Below are 18,101 nucleotides of genomic sequence, written 5' to 3' on the forward strand. Positions count from 1 at the left end.
AGCTTTTTCGCCTAGGCTAATCCTATAACATTTTTAGTGATTTTTTAATCACGTCCTCCACTTTACTATTAGGTTGTGCCGCTAATATTTTATCAATTACTTTTTGTGCGCTTCCTTTCACAAAACCTAACATCACTAAAGCAGATAACGCCTCATCTTTTATTGTATTGTTTGCTTCGGTAAATATTTTTTGGTCAACAGGTTCTTTGCCTAACTTGTCGGTCAAGTCCACAATAATCCTTTGTGCTGTTTTGGCTCCGATTCCCTTGATACCTTTTAGCACATTTACATTACCGGTAAGAATGGCTTCCTGAATTTCTCCCGGAGACATGGACGAAAGCATCATGCGGGCTGTATTAGCACCAATACCACTTACCGAAATCAAATGGATGAAAATGTTACGCTCAGAAGTTTCGTAGAACCCATAAAGATTATGTGCATCTTCTCGAATCTGCTCGTACACGTATAGTTGAATCTCCTTTTGGTTCTGAAGCTTGGTATATGTATTGACAGAGATATTAATGAAATATCCCAATCCATTATTTTCCACCACACAATGTGCCGGACTTGATTCTACAATATGGCCTTTTATGTATTCGTACATTTCAGTTATCGGTTAACGGTTATTGGTTAGTTATGGCTTAGCACTCTTGCAGCGATCAATGATGAGCATATCGGATATCATATATACTGAATACTGTTGACTAGTGTCTGCCCATGTTCCACCCTTGTGCCTGCAATTCCACTTCCTGGTCTCCATTGGTTACCAAAAATCTCCCTTTGCTTTCTTCGGTGATATGGCCGACAGTATATATTTTCAAGTCGGTTTCTTTCGAGAATTTTTCGTAATCCTCCATGGAGATAGTAAACAACAATTCATAATCCTCACCACCGTTTAATGCAGCAACTGTCGGATTCATATTTATTTCCTCAGCCATTAAAGATGTCGCATGGTCGATAGGAATTTTATTTTCGTAAATACGGCATCCGGTATTTGATTGCTTGCAAATATGCAGGATCTCAGACGACAGTCCGTCCGAAATATCTATCATAGCTGTCGGTTTAACCCCTATGGCTCTTAAAAACTCAACCGCATCTTTACGTGCCTCCGGCTTCAGCTGACGTTCCAGTATATAATCGTACCCCGACAAATCGGGTTGAACCGCTGCATTTCCTTCGTGCACCCGCTTCTCTCTTTCCAGTAACTGCAAGCCCATATAGGCGCCACCCAGATCGCCAGTAACACAAATCAAGTCGTTGGGTTTTGCTCCGCTACGGTATACAATATCGTCTTTATCAGCTTCTCCAACCGCTGTTACACTGATAGTTAAACCTGTTAGCGAAGTAGAAGTGTCCCCTCCTACCAAGTCGACATGGTGTTTTTCGCAAGCCAATTTAATGCCTTCGTACAACTGTTCTAAAAAGGGTAATGTAACCTTTGAGCTTACACCTATTGAAACTGTAATCTGCTTTGGGGTGGCGTTCATGGCGTATACATCGCTCAGGTTCACCATTACCGCCTTGTAACCAAGATGTTTTAACGGAGTATACACTAAATCAAAATGAATTCCCTGAAGCAGCAGATCCGTGGTGACCACCGTTTGTTTACCCTGATAATCCAAGACAGCGGCATCATCACCCACACCTTTTACGGTACTCTCATTTTTGATTTCTATCTGACTGGTCAGGTGGTCTATCAAACCAAATTCGCCCAAACTCGCCAGGCTCAGCTCTTTATTGTCGCTCATATAATAATGTCGTTAACTAATAGTTATGGGAACGTATAAGCATTCTACTACCTTATTGTTCTTGAGCGTGCAAAATTAATAAAAAAAGTGGGCGACAAAGAATTTTGTTAATAGGTATTACAATGAGGATTATGGAGACTGAGCTTTTTTAGGCGGTGTTATTTTTTGGATGAGTCATGCAAAAACACATTTAACCCGCAATATGCATTAGAAATTCTATGACACATTGAAATTACTTTAAAACAAGACACTTCGTTGCATCATTTCAACTCACCAGAACGATACTCCCGAAAGTAATCAGGACAAGTGATGCCTCGTTTCAGTAATGCCTTGTTTTATTGTACTTGCCATGCTCATGACGAACCTACAATACATCATCCGGGTTAAAAACTATTTATCCCTCCAAGGCCCCCTAATCAGTGAGGGTCGCGCATACTAATCCGAATATTTACCTATTTTATCATCAATGGTGACATCCGTTTGGGCCACCGATTGAATTTTAACGTAACACATCACTTTTTCCGCACCTGCCGAATAGCAAATATTCTGCACATCTTTAACCACCTTCATCAAATCATCATATTGACCTTCCATTACCGTTTCAAAAGGGGTTACCACATACTTAGCGCCTGACTTTTGAATTACCTCTATGGCGCTATCCACTATATCGTACGATTCCTTATTTTTGGAAACAGGCAATACCTGCACCGCCACATTTACCTTATTTTGATTTAAATAATCCATTGTTTATTATATGTTTTCCAGTTCGTCATCATTGACATTTCCAATACCCTCTTCTTCAATTGGTTTAGATTCGGCAATCATAACTCTGATTTCATCGAGTTCCAACTTTTTAACATTCGTAACTATAAACGAGTCCCTTAAGAAATTCCCTATCTCATTGCACTCCTTTACAACCACAGACAGAATATCCTTAATGTTTTTTTCGATTGGCAGTAGCGCTGAAATTACAAACAAATCGGGTTCGGTTTGAACTTCCTCAACAAGTCCATGATTCTTTCCAACAGTAAAGTCGAGTTCTTTTTTCACCAACTCCATCTGCCAATCCTTCAATACGACCCCTTCGTTGGCCACCAGGACTATAAAATAACGTAAGTTACTTCCTTGACCACCCAATCCTGTTGATATAAAAATAGGCGCTTCCCCCAACAAGGATGTTTCCAATACCATCTTTGATTCCTGATAAGCAAGCTTCGACCATTGCACCAACCCCTCGTCAGGATTCGCTTTGTAAGCTTCCAGAACCCTATATGCCTCCGGGTTATCTAATTTGGCTAATGACGACAACAATTCCTTTTTCCGTTCTATACTTACATTCTCATCAAGCAAGTCATCCTTTTCAACAATAACCGATTCTTTGTCTAAGTCTTTATACAACCTTTTGGATATTTCAAAATATTCCATTTGCAGCTCTACGTCTACCTGCTCTTCCAGCACTGAAATATTGTTTTTACCACTTTTTATCAGTTCCTGGATTTTGTTATAAACCTGATTGAATTCTATATCCTGTCCCATCCTTTTAGTATTAGAAATCCCTAACTTGGAAAAGTCAAAACCAATTCGGATTTTGCCTTCCTTTAATTCTTGCAATCTAGGGGTATTGCTTTTAATATTTGCTTTTTTAAATGGCCTATCAACATACTATGTTCATACCGGCTTCCTGCTTTTTGGAATTACGAAGCTACAAAAATAGTAAACGAATCCTAATTCTCTTTGTTATTCTTAACACGTATTAATAAAAATCCCTAATTATAGGGATTGGGCATACTATATATTACCTATACATTTGCTAACATCAAATTCACGAAGTTTGAGTTAAACATTACATGAATTTATCGGAACTACATACAAGCCAGGAAGCAGTCATTGTAAAAGTTAAGGGTTTTGGCGCTTTTAGAAAACGCATTATTGAAATGGGTTTTGTGAAGGGCAAAAAAGTTAAAGTGGTAAAAAACGCTCCTTTAAAAGACCCTATTGAATATGAGATAATGGACTATAAGGTTTCGCTGCGCAGAAGCGAAGCGTCACTGGTGGAAGTAATCTCGAAAGAGGAAGCCAAAAAAATTACTGCTACACCATTCGAAGGCACCATCAGCGACGAGGTTCTTAGAGAATCGGCTATGAAGCGCAGAAAATCAATTAACGTTGCGCTTGTCGGTAATCCTAACTGCGGAAAGACAACCTTATTCAACTATGTAAGCGGTGGCAAAGAGCACGTTGGCAATTACAGCGGCGTTACCATTGATTCAAAGGAAGGCAAGTTCGAGCACAATGGATACACCTTTAACATTGTGGATTTACCGGGAACCTATTCCCTTTCGGCCTATTCGCCCGAGGAACTGTTTGTTCGAAAACATATTATGGAACAAACGCCCGACATTATAATCAATGTAATTGATTCTTCCAATCTTGAGCGAAATCTTCTTTTGACCACCCAATTAATAGATATGGATGTAAAGGTGGTGGCTGCTTTAAACATGTATGATGAGCTCAATAAGAAAGGCGACACCTTTAAACATGATGAATTAGGCGAGATGCTGGGTATCCAATTCATACCAACCGTCAGTTCCAAACGCCAGGGAATAGAAGATTTGTTTGATAAGGCTATTGAAATTTATGAAGATACCCGCGTTAGCCAGCGAAGGGTTTCTATCCATTATGGCCAGACGTTGGAAAAAGCCTTATGGAAACTTCAGTCTGAAGTTTTCCCAGACTTTGATCTGCCCAAAAACATCTCGCCTAGATACATAGCCCTCAAGATGCTCGAGCAGGACAAGTATTTTTGCTCTAATCTATTGAGCAATGGCGAGTTCGAGAAACTGAAAACTAAAAACAAAGCCATCATAAATAAAGTTGAAACAGAACTTGGCGACGACTGCGAAACGCTGATTACGGACGCTAAATATGGTTTTATTGCTGGTGCATTAAGGGAGACGTACCAAGAATCACCGAAAGTAAGGGTTCGTAAATCGGAAGTTGTAGATACCTTTATCACGCATAAATTGTTCGGGTTTCCAATCTTTTTCTTTTTTATGTGGCTGATGTTCCAAAGCACATTTTCTTTGGGACAATACCCAATGGATTGGATTGAGAAAGGCGTTGGGGCACTGATGGAGCTATTGGATAAAACTATAGCCGCAGGGCCATTCAAAGACCTGCTTATTGATGGAATCATCAGTGGCATGGGAGGTGTGGTTGTTTTTTTGCCAAACATTCTTATCCTTTTCTTTTTTATTTCCTTTATGGAAGATACAGGCTATATGGCCCGTGCCGCTTTTATTATGGACAAGCTAATGCACAAAATGGGACTGCACGGTAAATCATTTATCCCGTTAATCATGGGATTTGGCTGTAATGTCCCTGCTATAATGGCCACCCGAACCATCGAGGACAAGAATAACCGGCTAATTACCATGCTGGTTAACCCGTTTATGTCGTGCAGTGCCCGACTTCCAGTGTATATATTATTTATTGGCGCATTCTTCCCCGAGCATTCAGGAACCATATTATTTGGCATTTACGGTTTGGGTATCGTACTAGCCATTATTGTTGCCAAACTTTTCCGTAAGTTTTTGTTTCGCGAGAAGGATGTGCCGTTTGTCATGGAACTTCCACCTTACCGGATGCCGACCTTACGTTCTACCATAAGACATATGTGGAACAAGGGAGTCCAATATTTAAAAAAGGTAGGCGGTATCATAATGATGGCGTCCATCATTATATGGTTTTTACAGAATTTCCCCAGAGACGTGGAATATTCGCAAAACTACGATCAAAAAATTAGCGAACTACAGCTTAAACAAGAACAACTTCCATCCCAAGCAGAACTTAACGCCACTCAATTACGTTTACATAAAGAGATAACAACTAATATCAACAACCTGCAAACCCTGAAGCATAAGGAAAAGCAAAAGGCTTCGTATATAGGAAGGATAGGCAAGTTTATTGAACCTACAATTGAACCGTTGGGTTTTGACTGGAAAATGGGTGTAAGCATATTAAGTGGCGTTGCCGCCAAGGAAGTAGTTGTTAGCACCATGGCGGTAATATATCATTCCGGATCTTATTCCCCGGAAGGAGAACAATCGGGATTAATAAAAAACATTCAAAACGCCTCCGATGAAGAGGGGAATGCTTCGTTTACACCTTTGGTTGTATTTAGCTTCTTGATATTTATTTTGGTGTATTTCCCATGTATTGGAGTTATAGCCACCATACGACGTGAATCAGGTTCGTGGAAATGGGCGGTATTTACCATATTTTACACCACCGGTTTAGCGTGGCTCTTATCGTTTATAGTTTATCAGGGAGGGTCATTATTATTTAATTAAAAAATTATGGTACAGGAAATATTAATGTGGATAAGTGTTGCAGGAGCTTTTGGCTATACCGCCTTTTCTCTTGGAAAATCCATTTGGAGTGCATACCAGGATAAACCATCTGATTGCGCCGGGACATGCGGGGGATGTAGTGCTAAAACAGATTTACTTAAACAAGTTCAACAAAATAAAATTAAACCCATACACTTGTATCGTCCAAACCATTAACAGCTTATTAACACAATTGCTCATAGGAAAGCACTTACTTTGTATTCATGATATTAAAAGAGACAAATACACGGATTGTTGCCATTATCACACTGTGCCTTTTTCTGTTAAGCACAAGTGGAATGGTTCTCTTTTATCACTATTGTCAGTATGCTAACAAGGTAGTATACTCCATGTACCTGGATTCAACGCAAGAGCTCTGCGCAGAAAATGCACAAGCCCTAAACCATACCCATCAGCATACAGACAGCTGTTGTAACCATTCGGAAAATACCGAAGATGGTTGTTGTAAAAATCACCGGAGCGACCAAAAGACGGTTAAAATAAAAAGTGAATACAATTTTCCGGATAGACAATCAACACCGCGTCCCATAGCCCTATTGTTGTTTAATACCGATGCACCCATACAGGTAGATTACATTCGTACTTCGTTCATATACACTGGCTTATTAAAGGAGCTCCCTGCTGAGATCCCTATCGCCTTTGCTTCCGGAAAAAAACTGGTTACCTTGCTTCACTCCTTAAAAATCGCTTGCTAATATTTTTATTAGACGAAAGTCTTTATTGGACTTGAACTGCAGACGTATTTAATAAAAATATTACGGTTATGAAAAAATTACATATTATTGTTTTTTCAGTACTCATATCCTTATCGGCACATGCCGGAAATATCAAAGGGAAAGTACTGGAAAAAAAAGACAATAAATCCGTTCCGCTATTTGGCGTGAACGTGTACTGGGCTGGAACCACCTATGGCACTATTACAAACGAAAAAGGTTTGTTTGCAATAAACCAACCCGACAGCCAACACCTGCAATTGGTTTTTAGCTATGTGGGATATCAAAACGACACGATTTCGGTAGAGGATAGTTTCAGGCCACTTACTGTATTCTTAAATCAAGGCGAAGCTTTGGGAGAAGTAACGGTGACATATCGACGAGCCAATACAACTATCTCCAAATTAAGCCCTCTATACGTTCAAAACGTAAGTCAAAAAGAACTGGAGAGGTGCGCGTGCTGCAACCTTTCAGAGAGTTTCGAAACCAATGCCTCTGTTGATGTGGCTTATGCCGATGCGGTTTCTGGCGTAAAGCAAATTCAACTACTTGGCCTCTCGGGAAGATATTCGCAGTTGACCCTAGGCAACATCCCTATTCTGCGCGGTGCGGAATCAGCCTTTGGCATGGAATATATTCCGGGTACCTGGATGGATGGTTTGCAGGTTTCTAAAGGTTCTGCTGCTGTTAAAAACGGTTACGAGTCGATGACCGGCCAAATAAACATACAGCTAAAAGAACCCTCAGGTGACGAAAAATTTCATTTTTACACCTACGGAAACCAAGATGGGAAAGTAGAAACCACCTTTGGATACGCTTTTGATTTAAGTGACAAATGGAGCACATCGATTATGGCGCAAGGTAGCGGCAATTTTAGGGAAATGGACTTGAACGATGACGGTTTCCTGGACAAACCCAAGACTAAAATGGGAACTTTTATGAATCAATGGAATTATGATTCTGAATCTTTGTCATCAAAATTTGGGTTTTCGTATATCAATGAAAATAGAGAAGGGGGGCAAAAGAATTATAATCACGAAATACCTCAGGCTGCCCAATCGTCGTATGGAATTGGAATAGATGTTGAAAGATTCAATGCGTATGCAAAAAACGGATTTATTTTTCAACGCGAAGGAACAAGTTTCGGGACAATCCTATCGTACAATTACTTTGACAGAACATCGTTTTATGGCCACAATACATTTGATGTAACCCAGCAAAACGTTTATGCCAACTTTATTTATCAGTCGTATGTAGGTGATACCAGACATACATACAACACCGGAGTAAGCCTGGTATATGATGATAACGATGCTATTTTTAACGGCAGTAAAAATAACGTGGGTTATCAGGAAACCACACCAGGAATATTTGCGGAATACAATTTCATCCCGCATGAAAAATTTTCATTGATGGCTGGACTAAGGTACGATCACAGTAGTATACATGAAGGTTTCTTTACACCTCGCATACACACAAAATACAACATATCCGAATCAATAACTTTGCGAGCCAGTGCGGGAAAAGGATACAGAACCGCAGATGCCATTAGCGAAAACTCCAACTTTTTGGCCAGTTCAAAGGTCTTTTCTTTTGATGAAGAAATAAAGCAAGAGGAAGCGTGGAACTATGGCATCAGCTTGGTAAACGAGATTCCCTTAGGCGAAAGAAAATTAAATCTCAACCTAGAGTTTTATCGTACCGACTTTAATAATCAATTGGTAGTTGACCTTGACCAGAACAGCAACGAAGTTCATTTCTACAACCTGGATGGAGAATCATACTCCAACATATTTCAGGTAGAAGCGGCCTATGAGTTGTTTCCCCGTTTCGACCTAACAGCTGCCTATCGTCAGAATGATGTTCAAAGCACTTTCAACGGAAAGAAAGACGATGTTCCTTTTGTGAACAAATACAAAGGGCTATTGAGTGGTTCGTACAGAACCAATCTGGACAAGTGGCAATTTGATCTGACGGCTCAGTTTAATGGCAACCAACGCTTACCTTCAACGGCAACCAACTCCGAAGCCAACAGCCGTCCGAACCGTTCAGAAAACTACGTGGTATTATTGGCACAGATAACCAAGAACTATCGGAACTGGAGTTTTTATGTGGGTGGCGAAAACATTGGGGATTATACGCAGAACGATGCGATTATTGCACCCGAGAACCCTTTTGGCAATGAGTTTGATGCCAGTAGGATATGGGGACCTCTTTATGGAGGAATGGTGTATGTTGGCATAAAGTATAACTTGAGTAAAGAATAATAATCGACTAAAAAAAATAAAATGAAAAAAATGAAATTAGTAATTGCAACCCTTGTCTTATTAATTGGTGCAACAACAGCCTTTGCCAAAGAAAAACCTAAAACCAAGCAAATCGTATTTGAGTGCAGCGTGGATTGCCACAGCTGCGAGGAGAAGATCATGAAGAATATCCCTTACGAAAAAGGCGTTAAAAAGGTTGAGGTAGATATCCCAGGTAAGCTTGTTACTGTTTCTTTTAGGGAGGACAAAAACACCAGCGATGGAGTAAAAAAGGCGTTGGAGAAGTTGGGCTATGAGGTTCGCGTAAAGAAAGAAATAGCCAGGAAAAAGTAGAAAATCGCAATAACTCATCAAATAAGCCGGTCAGAACTTAATCAGACCGGCTTTTTTTTTGTTAATTTTGTCCGAACCACAGAATGTTCAGCTCCATTATACTGTTAATAGGCGAACAGCGGGAAATCCTTCATCATTTCGTTTACTTTACCTCTTACCTCTGTTAAAACAGCTTCGTTTTCTACGTCGGAAAGTACCTGATCTATTAAATCAACAATAGGAGCCATATGCGCTTCCTTCAAACCACGTGTTGTAAGTGCTGCCGTTCCCACTCTAATCCCCGAAGTTTTGAAAGGACCGCGACTATCATATGGAACCATATTCTTATTGATCGTAATATCAGCTTTCACCAAGGTGTTTTCCGCCACCTTACCTGTCAATTCAGGAAACTTGGTTCTTAAGTCAATCAACATGGAATGGTTATCGGTACCACCAGAAATTACTTTATAACCTTTAGCTATAAAGGCCTCAGCCATTACCCTTGCGTTCTTTTGAACCTGAGTTTGGTACTCCACATATTCAGGTTGCAACGCTTCAAGAAAAGAAACCGCCTTAGAAGCGATCACATGCTCCAATGGTCCACCCTGAACACCAGGGAATACCGCAGAATTCAACAAAGAGGACATCTTGCGAACAACGCCTTTAGGTGATTTTTTGCCCCAAGGGTTATCAAAATCTTTTCCCATTAAAATGATACCACCTCGCGGACCCCGCAATGTTTTATGTGTTGTAGAAGTAACGATATGCGCATGTTTAACCGGGTTTTCCAATAAACCGGCGGCAATAAGTCCCGCAGGGTGAGCCATATCCACCATGAGAATAGCGCCAATTTCATCAGCCAACCTTCTCATACGGGCATAATCCCACTCGCGCGAATAAGCAGAAGCTCCGCCAATAATCAATTTTGGCTTATGCTCGCGTGCTTTTTCTTCCATCATATCGTAATCTACCAATCCGGTTTCCTCTTTAACACCGTAGGCAATTGGCTCATATAATAAACCGGAACTATTCACTGGCGAACCATGAGAAAGGTGACCGCCATGAGAAAGATCCAAACCTAAAAATTTGTCGCCTGGATTAAGAACCGTCATCAACACAGCCATGTTAGCCTGCGCGCCGCTGTGTGGTTGCACGTTGGCATACGCTGCATCATAAATCTTGCATAAACGCTCGATAGCCAGTGCTTCACTCTGATCAACCACTTCGCACCCACCATAATACCTTGCCCCCGGATAACCTTCGGCATATTTGTTGGTCATGTACGAACCCATCGCTTCCATTACCTGCTCACTTACAAAGTTCTCCGAAGCTATTAACTCAATACCATTTAACTGGCGTTGATGTTCTTTTTCAATTAATTCAAATATTTTATCGTCGCGTTTCATAAAGAATTTAGTTTATGGATGGTGCCCGATCGGTAATTGGCCATACTCATCCCATATGTGTAACAAATTGATTTAAATCTCATTTTAATGCTTTGCAAATTTAATTTATAGCATCAGCATATGAAAATTATTCATCCGAAAAGTGGATCAGAACCCTACGGTATACAGAGAATATTTTCGATTTGGAAACAAAGCCCATATATTTATCATTCTCAATAACAGGTAGATTCCAAGCTCCGGTTTCTTCAAATTTCTTCATCACCGAATCCATATTCTCGTTGATCTCGATAAATGCCGGCGGGACTTGCATAAAATCCTCTACCACTGTATCGTTATACCTTTCGTGATTAAACATGATTTCCCTGATATCATCTAAAAGCACAATACCTTTCAATTGGCCCCTGGAGCCAACCACTGGAAAAAGGTTACGTTTTGCCTTTGCAATTGTCTTGACCAAAGTACCTAAAGTATCTGTGGATTTTACTGTTAAAAAGTCAGTTTCCAACACTTTATTTAAACGCATCAGAGTTAACACCGCTTTGTCCTTATGGTGCGTCAACAATTCGCCGCGTCTAGCTAACTGTTTGGTGTATATTGAATGCGGTTCAAAATACATGATGGTTAAATACGATATGGTAGAGGTCATCATCAGTGGCACAAAAAGCTCGTAACCGTGAGTGATTTCGGCAATCAGGAAAATAGCTGTTAGCGGGGCATGCAACACCCCGGCCATGATAGCGGCCATTCCCACCAAGGTAAAATGACTTTCGGGCAAAACATACAATCCGGTATAGTTTATCAACCTGGCAAAAAAATATCCCATCACTCCTCCGGTAAACAACGAAGGGGCAAATACTCCACCTACCCCACCACTACCAGTAGTGGCAGCGGATGCAAACACTTTAAAAACAATCAATAGCCCCAACAGTATTAACAACGCCCATTCATATTCTCTTAGTTGGTAGAATAAACTGTTATCGAACACAATATCCTTGTTTCCGTTTAGAAAAGCCGTAATAGTGGTATAACCCTCACCATATAATTGAGGCAGGATAAAAATCAACACACTTAATATCACCCCCCCCAGCAACAGTCGCAAATATGGGCTCTTAATTTTATGAAGTTGATTCTCGCTCCAAATCAACATTCTACTAAAATAAAGGGATATCAATCCACCTAATATTCCCAATACAATATAAAAAGGAATGTTATTTAGAATAAAGGGATTTTCGAGATGCCAATAAAATTCAGCGCCATCTCCCATAAAAAAGAAGGCAACTGTTGCAGCACTAAAGGCGGATATAATCAATGGAACCAAAGAGGCCATGCTCAATCCCAGCATGAGCACTTCCAGCGTAAACATCAAACCTGCCATTGGTGCCTTAAAAATTCCGGCTACTGCTCCTGCCGCACCGCACCCAATCAGCAACGAAATTGTTTTGTAGTTTTGATGAAAAACGCGCCCTAAGGTAGAACCAATTGAGGCACCCGTTAACACAATAGGCGCCTCCGCCCCCACCGATCCCCCAAAACCGATTGTAAACGTACTGGCCACTATGGAAGAAAAATTGTTGTGTGATTTTATCTTACCGCCATCCTTACTTAAGGCATATAGGATTTTAGAAACGCCGTGCCCCAAATTATCTTTAATAATTTTTCGGGCAAAAAATACGGTAATTAAAATACCAACCACAGGGTAAGCCAGGTACAATACATTTTGATTTTCGATATGAAAGTGGCCCGTAAGCAGGTGATGTGTGGCATGGATGGTATTCTTTAGCAACACCGCTGCCAAACCACTTAAAACCCCGGTTACCAAACTTAAAATGAGTATAAAGTTACGCTGGCTGATGTGCTTCACCCGCCAAACCAGTAACCTCCTGAAAATGATTGCTGCCTTCTCCATAAGGGGTACAAAAGTATAAGAAATACATGAGCTCTCATGTGAAATTTTATTAAAAGTTTAAATCAAGGATGGAAAACAAGATTACTATTTAATAAATACAAATTACACGATAATTTTATCTGTCCATTGTATAAAAAGTAATTACTATTAAATATTTTCATACAGGAAACGTAAAATGTTAAAAAAAACAACCTCCCTCTACCTATATAACTAGTGTACTGCCTGTTACATCTATTTTAATGTTAAATAATACTGCATACCATTTTCTGTAACAAATTTCACTACCTTTGCATTCGATTTTAGCAAAGGCTTAAATCATTCATTTTCAAAACGATTATTCAGTAGGCTTCTCTTTTCCAGGTGAAATTGTGGACAAAATAGCGGGGCGGACTGGAAAAAAGAGGACAAATTTTATGATTACATTTGAAGAAACCGGCTTATCGTCGGAAGTTCTAAAGGCTATTGGTGAGATGGGCTTTGTAAATCCAACACCAATTCAGGAAAAGACCATTCCAGGTCTAAGGGAAACGAACCAAGACTTAGTGGCATTAGCGCAAACAGGAACAGGTAAAACTGCTGCATTCGGTTTGCCAATCATCGAAAAACTCGATATTGACAATAAAAGCGTTCAAGCTTTAATTTTATGTCCAACAAGAGAACTTGCACTACAAATTACGAAAGACCTTAAAAACTTTAGTAAGTACATCTCCGATTTATACGTTACCCCGGTTTATGGGGGTGCAGATATCTCGAAACAGATTAAAGATTTGCGGCGCGGAACTCACATTGTAGTGGGAACACCTGGTAGGGTAAATGACCTAACCAAACGCGGCATCCTCAAAATGGACAAACTGCAATGGTTGGTATTGGACGAAGCCGATGAGATGTTAAACATGGGTTTTAAGGAGGAGTTAGACGCCATTATTGAAACCACGCCGGACACCAGGCAGTCGCTATTATTTTCTGCTACCATGCCTCGCGAGATAGAGAGCATGGCCAAGAGGTACCTGACCGATCCTATGCAAATTAAGATTGGCAAGCAAAATGCCGGTGCCTCTACCGTGGAACACATTTATTATATGGTTCATGCGCGCGATAGATATTTGGCACTGAAAAGAGTGGCAGATATCAATCCGGATATTTATGGTATAGTTTTTTGCCGTACCCGTCACGAAACCAAAGAGGTGGCTGAAAAGTTAATGGCAGATGGTTACAATGCGGACGCTTTGCACGGTGATTTATCTCAAGCCCAACGCGACCAGGTGATGCACCGTTTCAGAAACCGTCACCTACAAATTTTGGTGGCTACCGATGTGGCTGCCAGAGGTATTGATGTAAACGACCTTACTCACGTTATCAACTATAATTTACCTGATGATATTGAAGCCTATACCCACAGAAGTGGTAGAACGGGCAGGGCAGGCAAAACAGGTACCAGCATTGCCATTATCCACACCAAGGAATCGGGCAAGATACGACAAATTGAACGTATCTCGGGGATCAAATTCGAACGCAAGATGATTCCCTCGGGTAACGAAATTTGCGGCAGACAGTTGTTACACCTTGTTGACAGGGTTGAAAACGTAGAGATGAACCACGATGAGATTGAAGAGTTTTTACCTAAGATTTACGAGAAATTTGAAGAACTTGATAAAGAAGAGTTGATCAAGCGCTTTGTTTCTGTCGAATTCAACCGCTTTATTGCATATTATCAAGGTGCCAAAGACCTTAACGTTTACAAAAAAGACACAGAAAGAGGTAGCAGAGGAGAGAGAGGAGAGAGAGGAGAGAGATCAAGAAGGAGAAACGACGACAACTACATACGTTTATATATGAACGTTGGTAAAGCCCATGAACTTTCGGCTCAAAGATTAATGGGATTGGTAAACGAAAATACCGGTAAACAAAAAATCGGGTTCGGAAAAATAGAAGTACTCAGAAACTTCTCGTTTTTTGAAGTTGAAGATGGCACCCAAAAAGATGTGATCAGCGCTGTTAAAGGAAAAACTTTTGAGGGTGAAACAGTTCATGTGGAAATAGCAACTGCGAAACCTCCAAAAAACAACAACCGCCGCAGAAGCGAAAGCGGTGGAGGAAATTACGGTGGCAATGGCGGAAGTAGACGCCGGAGAAAATCATAAATAAATTTGAACAAAACATTAAAAGGCTGCTTCGTGATACATGAAGCAGCCTTTTTTTAGGTTATGAATGAATAACCTCCACTTTAGGGCACAAAAAAAAGACTGTCTTCGTTTGGAAGGGCGACAGTCTTTTTAATGATAGTATAGGATGATTTGTTAGGGAGGTATATTTTTGTTCTATTTAACTTCTGACCAACTAATTTTATTTTTTATTCTTGATATTTGCATTTCGCTTACACAAAATAATTTTGCTATTACTTTTTGTTTTCTGCCTTTTTCCAGCATTCCTTTAATGGCAACAACGTCATTCCTGGTTAACTTTGAATGCGTTATTACTTTTCCTTTTTTCTTGCGGGCCTCTATCAATTTCTTTTGAGATCTACTAAAACTCTCTTCTCTCGACAACCATTGCAAGTTGTTTACATGGTTGTTTAACTTATTCCAATCCCTATGAATCACAACCGTTCTTGTTGCATCATCTATTGGGATAAAAAGCTCGGCAACCAATTTATGAACCAAAAGTGTCTTTTTCTGCCCATCCACTCTTAAGTTGATGCTTTTATAACCTTTAATATTACCCGATTTTACAATCTTCCCCTCTACACTATTGTAACAGAAACTTTTGATTCTTCCGTAATTGCTCACCTGATACCTGTCGTCAGTATTTGGAATAACTCTCCATTCTTCATCCTCCAGCTTTCTCAGGTTGGATTTCTTTTGGTTGGAAATTGAGCCCACTTACTTATAGTTTTGATTTTCCCAATGGTTTTAAAGTTAGTCAAAACCAACCTCATTGTCCCTTTGTTGTTTTGGTTTGTTTGCACTTCAAAAATAGTAGATATACCCGTATTCACCAAAACCACTATTCGGCGCCATCCCTTAATCATCCTTGTTTCATAGGTATTTCATACAGGTTTCTGTGTGAAATACCATCCTTTTTAAACGAAGCCCCCTATTTTTCAAATGAATGGAAAATGCGATTTTTTCATATATTTTTTTCTGACAAACGACCTGTGCAATCGTTTGCATTATAAACTTTGCGATCTATCTTCCCCAAACCACTGTAATTAAGATAATTGCTAGCATCTCAAACATTTTATGCGAATATGTGTTGTAAATTCGATGAACAAAAAAGAAAATTTTTGGGACATGCCCGCGCAAATATTTGCACTGGCGCCAATGGAAGATGTAACAGATACCGTATTTAGAGAGTTAATTATCAAGGAATCGAAAAACAACAACTTACAAATAGTATTCTCTGAATTTCTGTCAACCGATGGTTTTTGCCATCCCATTGGAAAAGATAAGGTGCTGCACCGCTTTAAAGTAAACGATACAGAATTAGCCTTGAAGAAAAAGAAGGATATTAAACTAGTGGCTCAAATATGGGGCACCGATCCTGACAAGTTTTATCAAACCGCTAAATATATTAAGGACAATACACCATTCGACGGAATCGATATCAACATGGGCTGTCCTCAAAAAAACATTATTAAAAAAGGAGCCTGCAGTGCTTTAATCAACAATCCCGGTTTAGCCAGGGAAATTGTACATGCTACTATTGAGGCAACAAACCTGCCTGTTAGCGTTAAAACACGCATCGGTTTTAAAAAGGCAGAAACAGAAACCTGGATCCCGCAATTATTGCAGACTGCTATTAAAGCGTTGACGATTCATGGCAGAACACAAAAACAAATGTCGGAAGGAGAAGCCGACTGGAACGAAATTGGCAAAGTTGTTCAAATCAGGGATGAAATAAATCCTGATATAAAAGTACTGGGAAATGGGGATGTACTTTCGGTGGATGATGGCAAAGCTAAAATAGATAAATATGGCGTAGACGGCATCATGGTGGGTCGCGGGATATTCAATAATTTTTGGATGTTCAGTGGCAAAGAAAACTTAGAAATAGAGGACAAACTGAACGCTATGTGGAATCACGCCCTCCTCTTTGACCGTACATGGAAAAAGGACAAACCATGGATGGTATTGCGTAGGTTCTTTAAAATTTACACCCACCATTTACCCATGGCTGCTCAATTGAGAGATGCCGTAATGAGAACCCGCAACATCGACGAGCTGCAAATTGCACTCAACGAATACCGATGCAAATTGCTGAATATAGAATCTTAATTAAAAAGCCTTGTTTAAAATTTGATTTTCCAAAATCAACGCATAATTAAAAGCAGGACAAACAAATCGAAAGTGAAACAATGAATTGGATGCTATTCGTTGTATGAGAGGATTTGAATATACAGAAAGTAACCCGGCTGTGAACCACCAATAATCTTCTACATATTTCGAAAATATCCTCGTTTTAGTATCCCGTTTCACACCAAGTTTTAATAACGAGCTTTGCAACAACATCTGCCCAAAAGGATGCCATGTTTTAAGGTAGACCGTTTGTATGTCTTCCGTTAGCTTTGGCTTGACTTTATGTAAGAATGGTGTATTTGAAGCTGTTCTTGCCAAATGATATAAAATGACTTCCGTCTTGGGGTATTCCGGTGCCGATTTAAAACCTGATTTGAAATACAATGCATTTTCCACGGTCTCGCAAAGTAGTCCAATACAATCCTGATCATTCTTATTCAACTCAAACCCAAAGTGATTCACCCATAGCAAATAGTTACTCAAAACACAAACATCAAATTCAATAGGCATGTTTTCTCCAAACCAGGTAGAATAGGCCTTATATCTATCCAGCTGTTTGTGGCCGTTCAGTATGCGGTAACGATGGAGGTTGGCATGATCAGGTAAAACTTTTTTTGTTTTTAAGGCTTCCTGGTATTCGGTTCCGGCAACCATCTGTGCCAAGGATGTAGTATCTATATCGTCTGGTAATTTAAATTTTCCGAATCTGTTTAACAGACGACCGTTGGGGAAGTGTTTATTCTTATCTTTTTGCCAAAAATTAAACGAATTACGATCCGGATTATTGGTATAATACGGCAGGTTTGGCAACAGTTCCTTTTCTATCTCTTGAAAAATGTTCTTTTCTTCTTCCGTAAATTTGTCCATCAAACTATGTAACAAGTACACCACCGATAGTGAAAAAAAAATATTATCATCACATCGGGTTAAACCCAGAAGGGTATTTCTCCGGAACGATGGGAAAAGACCTTTATTAAAAAAATCATTCCGGGACTTAATTTGCAAATCCCTAATCTTTGTCAACAATTCGATATGCGGCATG

Annotated in this window: 15 protein-coding genes; 7 read left to right on the top strand and 8 right to left on the bottom strand. The window is 39.9% G+C overall.

What is annotated here, in order from left to right; genetic code table 11:
- Nucleotides 1-22: 22 nt before the first annotated feature.
- From ruvA to ACRD64_RS20860, 4 genes are all read right to left on the bottom strand, one after another.
- A complete protein-coding gene (ruvA, locus tag ACRD64_RS20845) occupies nucleotides 23-604 on the bottom strand; it encodes a Holliday junction branch migration protein RuvA (RefSeq protein WP_430935691.1) in 582 nt (193 codons plus the stop codon).
- A gap of 100 nt (nucleotides 605-704) precedes the next feature.
- Nucleotides 705-1,748 carry a thiamine-phosphate kinase gene (gene thiL, locus ACRD64_RS20850; protein WP_430935693.1) on the bottom strand — a complete coding sequence of 348 codons (1,044 nt, stop codon included), beginning with the start codon at nucleotides 1,746-1,748 and terminating at the stop codon, nucleotides 705-707.
- A 435-nt stretch (nucleotides 1,749-2,183) separates the two neighbouring features.
- Nucleotides 2,184-2,492: a thiamine-binding protein gene (locus ACRD64_RS20855; protein WP_430935695.1), complete on the bottom strand. Its 309-nt coding sequence runs from the start codon at nucleotides 2,490-2,492 to the stop codon at nucleotides 2,184-2,186.
- A gap of 6 nt (nucleotides 2,493-2,498) precedes the next feature.
- Entirely contained in the window at nucleotides 2,499-3,284 is a 786-nt protein-coding gene (locus ACRD64_RS20860; RefSeq protein ID WP_430935697.1) for a hypothetical protein, read from the bottom strand.
- 311 nt (nucleotides 3,285-3,595) lie between these two features.
- Here ACRD64_RS20860 and feoB point away from each other — a divergent pair, with 311 nt between their 5' ends.
- The 5 genes from feoB to ACRD64_RS20885 all read left to right on the top strand — a co-directional run bounded on the left by feoB (nucleotide 3,596) and on the right by ACRD64_RS20885 (nucleotide 9,473).
- The gene (gene feoB, locus ACRD64_RS20865) at nucleotides 3,596-6,100 is read left to right on the top strand and encodes a ferrous iron transport protein B (RefSeq protein ID WP_430935699.1); all 2,505 of its coding nucleotides are present in this window, start codon (nucleotides 3,596-3,598) and stop codon (nucleotides 6,098-6,100) included.
- Nucleotides 6,101-6,106: 6 nt separating this feature from the next.
- Entirely contained in the window at nucleotides 6,107-6,316 is a 210-nt protein-coding gene (locus tag ACRD64_RS20870) for a FeoB-associated Cys-rich membrane protein (RefSeq protein WP_430935701.1), read from the top strand.
- A 47-nt stretch (nucleotides 6,317-6,363) separates the two neighbouring features.
- On the top strand, nucleotides 6,364-6,855 hold the full coding sequence (locus ACRD64_RS20875; RefSeq protein WP_430935703.1) for a hypothetical protein: 492 nt from the start codon (nucleotides 6,364-6,366) through the stop codon (nucleotides 6,853-6,855).
- A gap of 68 nt (nucleotides 6,856-6,923) precedes the next feature.
- Nucleotides 6,924-9,140 carry a TonB-dependent receptor gene (locus ACRD64_RS20880; protein WP_430935705.1) on the top strand — a complete coding sequence of 739 codons (2,217 nt, stop codon included), beginning with the start codon at nucleotides 6,924-6,926 and terminating at the stop codon, nucleotides 9,138-9,140.
- A gap of 30 nt (nucleotides 9,141-9,170) precedes the next feature.
- Nucleotides 9,171-9,473: a heavy-metal-associated domain-containing protein gene (locus ACRD64_RS20885; protein WP_430935707.1), complete on the top strand. Its 303-nt coding sequence runs from the start codon at nucleotides 9,171-9,173 to the stop codon at nucleotides 9,471-9,473.
- Between the two features lie 104 nt (nucleotides 9,474-9,577).
- Here the strand turns inward: ACRD64_RS20885 and glyA are convergent, their stop codons facing one another.
- Together glyA and ACRD64_RS20895 are read right to left on the bottom strand one after the other, a co-directional pair.
- Entirely contained in the window at nucleotides 9,578-10,858 is a 1,281-nt protein-coding gene (gene glyA / locus ACRD64_RS20890) for a serine hydroxymethyltransferase (protein WP_430935709.1), read from the bottom strand.
- Between the two features lie 127 nt (nucleotides 10,859-10,985).
- Nucleotides 10,986-12,764, bottom strand: a complete 1,779-nt coding sequence (locus ACRD64_RS20895; RefSeq protein ID WP_430935711.1) for a chloride channel protein — start codon at nucleotides 12,762-12,764, stop codon at nucleotides 10,986-10,988.
- A 413-nt stretch (nucleotides 12,765-13,177) separates the two neighbouring features.
- Between ACRD64_RS20895 and ACRD64_RS20900 the strand changes: the two genes are divergently transcribed.
- Nucleotides 13,178-14,905 carry a DEAD/DEAH box helicase gene (locus ACRD64_RS20900; protein ID WP_430935713.1) on the top strand — a complete coding sequence of 576 codons (1,728 nt, stop codon included), beginning with the start codon at nucleotides 13,178-13,180 and terminating at the stop codon, nucleotides 14,903-14,905.
- A gap of 177 nt (nucleotides 14,906-15,082) precedes the next feature.
- On the opposite strand, the gene ACRD64_RS20905 is transcribed toward ACRD64_RS20900, so the two are convergent.
- The gene (locus ACRD64_RS20905) at nucleotides 15,083-15,643 is read right to left on the bottom strand and encodes an NUMOD4 domain-containing protein (protein ID WP_430935715.1); all 561 of its coding nucleotides are present in this window, start codon (nucleotides 15,641-15,643) and stop codon (nucleotides 15,083-15,085) included.
- 384 nt (nucleotides 15,644-16,027) lie between these two features.
- On the opposite strand from ACRD64_RS20905, the gene ACRD64_RS20910 reads away from it, so the two are divergent.
- Nucleotides 16,028-17,038, top strand: a complete 1,011-nt coding sequence (locus ACRD64_RS20910; protein WP_430935717.1) for a tRNA dihydrouridine synthase — start codon at nucleotides 16,028-16,030, stop codon at nucleotides 17,036-17,038.
- Here ACRD64_RS20910 and ACRD64_RS20915 read toward each other — a convergent pair whose 3' ends face one another.
- Nucleotides 17,039-18,100 carry a hypothetical protein gene (locus tag ACRD64_RS20915; protein WP_430935719.1) on the bottom strand — a complete coding sequence of 354 codons (1,062 nt, stop codon included), beginning with the start codon at nucleotides 18,098-18,100 and terminating at the stop codon, nucleotides 17,039-17,041. It lies immediately after the preceding gene.
- Nucleotide 18,101 lies beyond the last annotated feature (1 nt).

Origin of the sequence: Saccharicrinis sp. 156 (assembly GCF_050589685.1) — a bacterium.
Taxonomy (GTDB): domain Bacteria; phylum Bacteroidota; class Bacteroidia; order Bacteroidales; family Marinilabiliaceae; genus Saccharicrinis.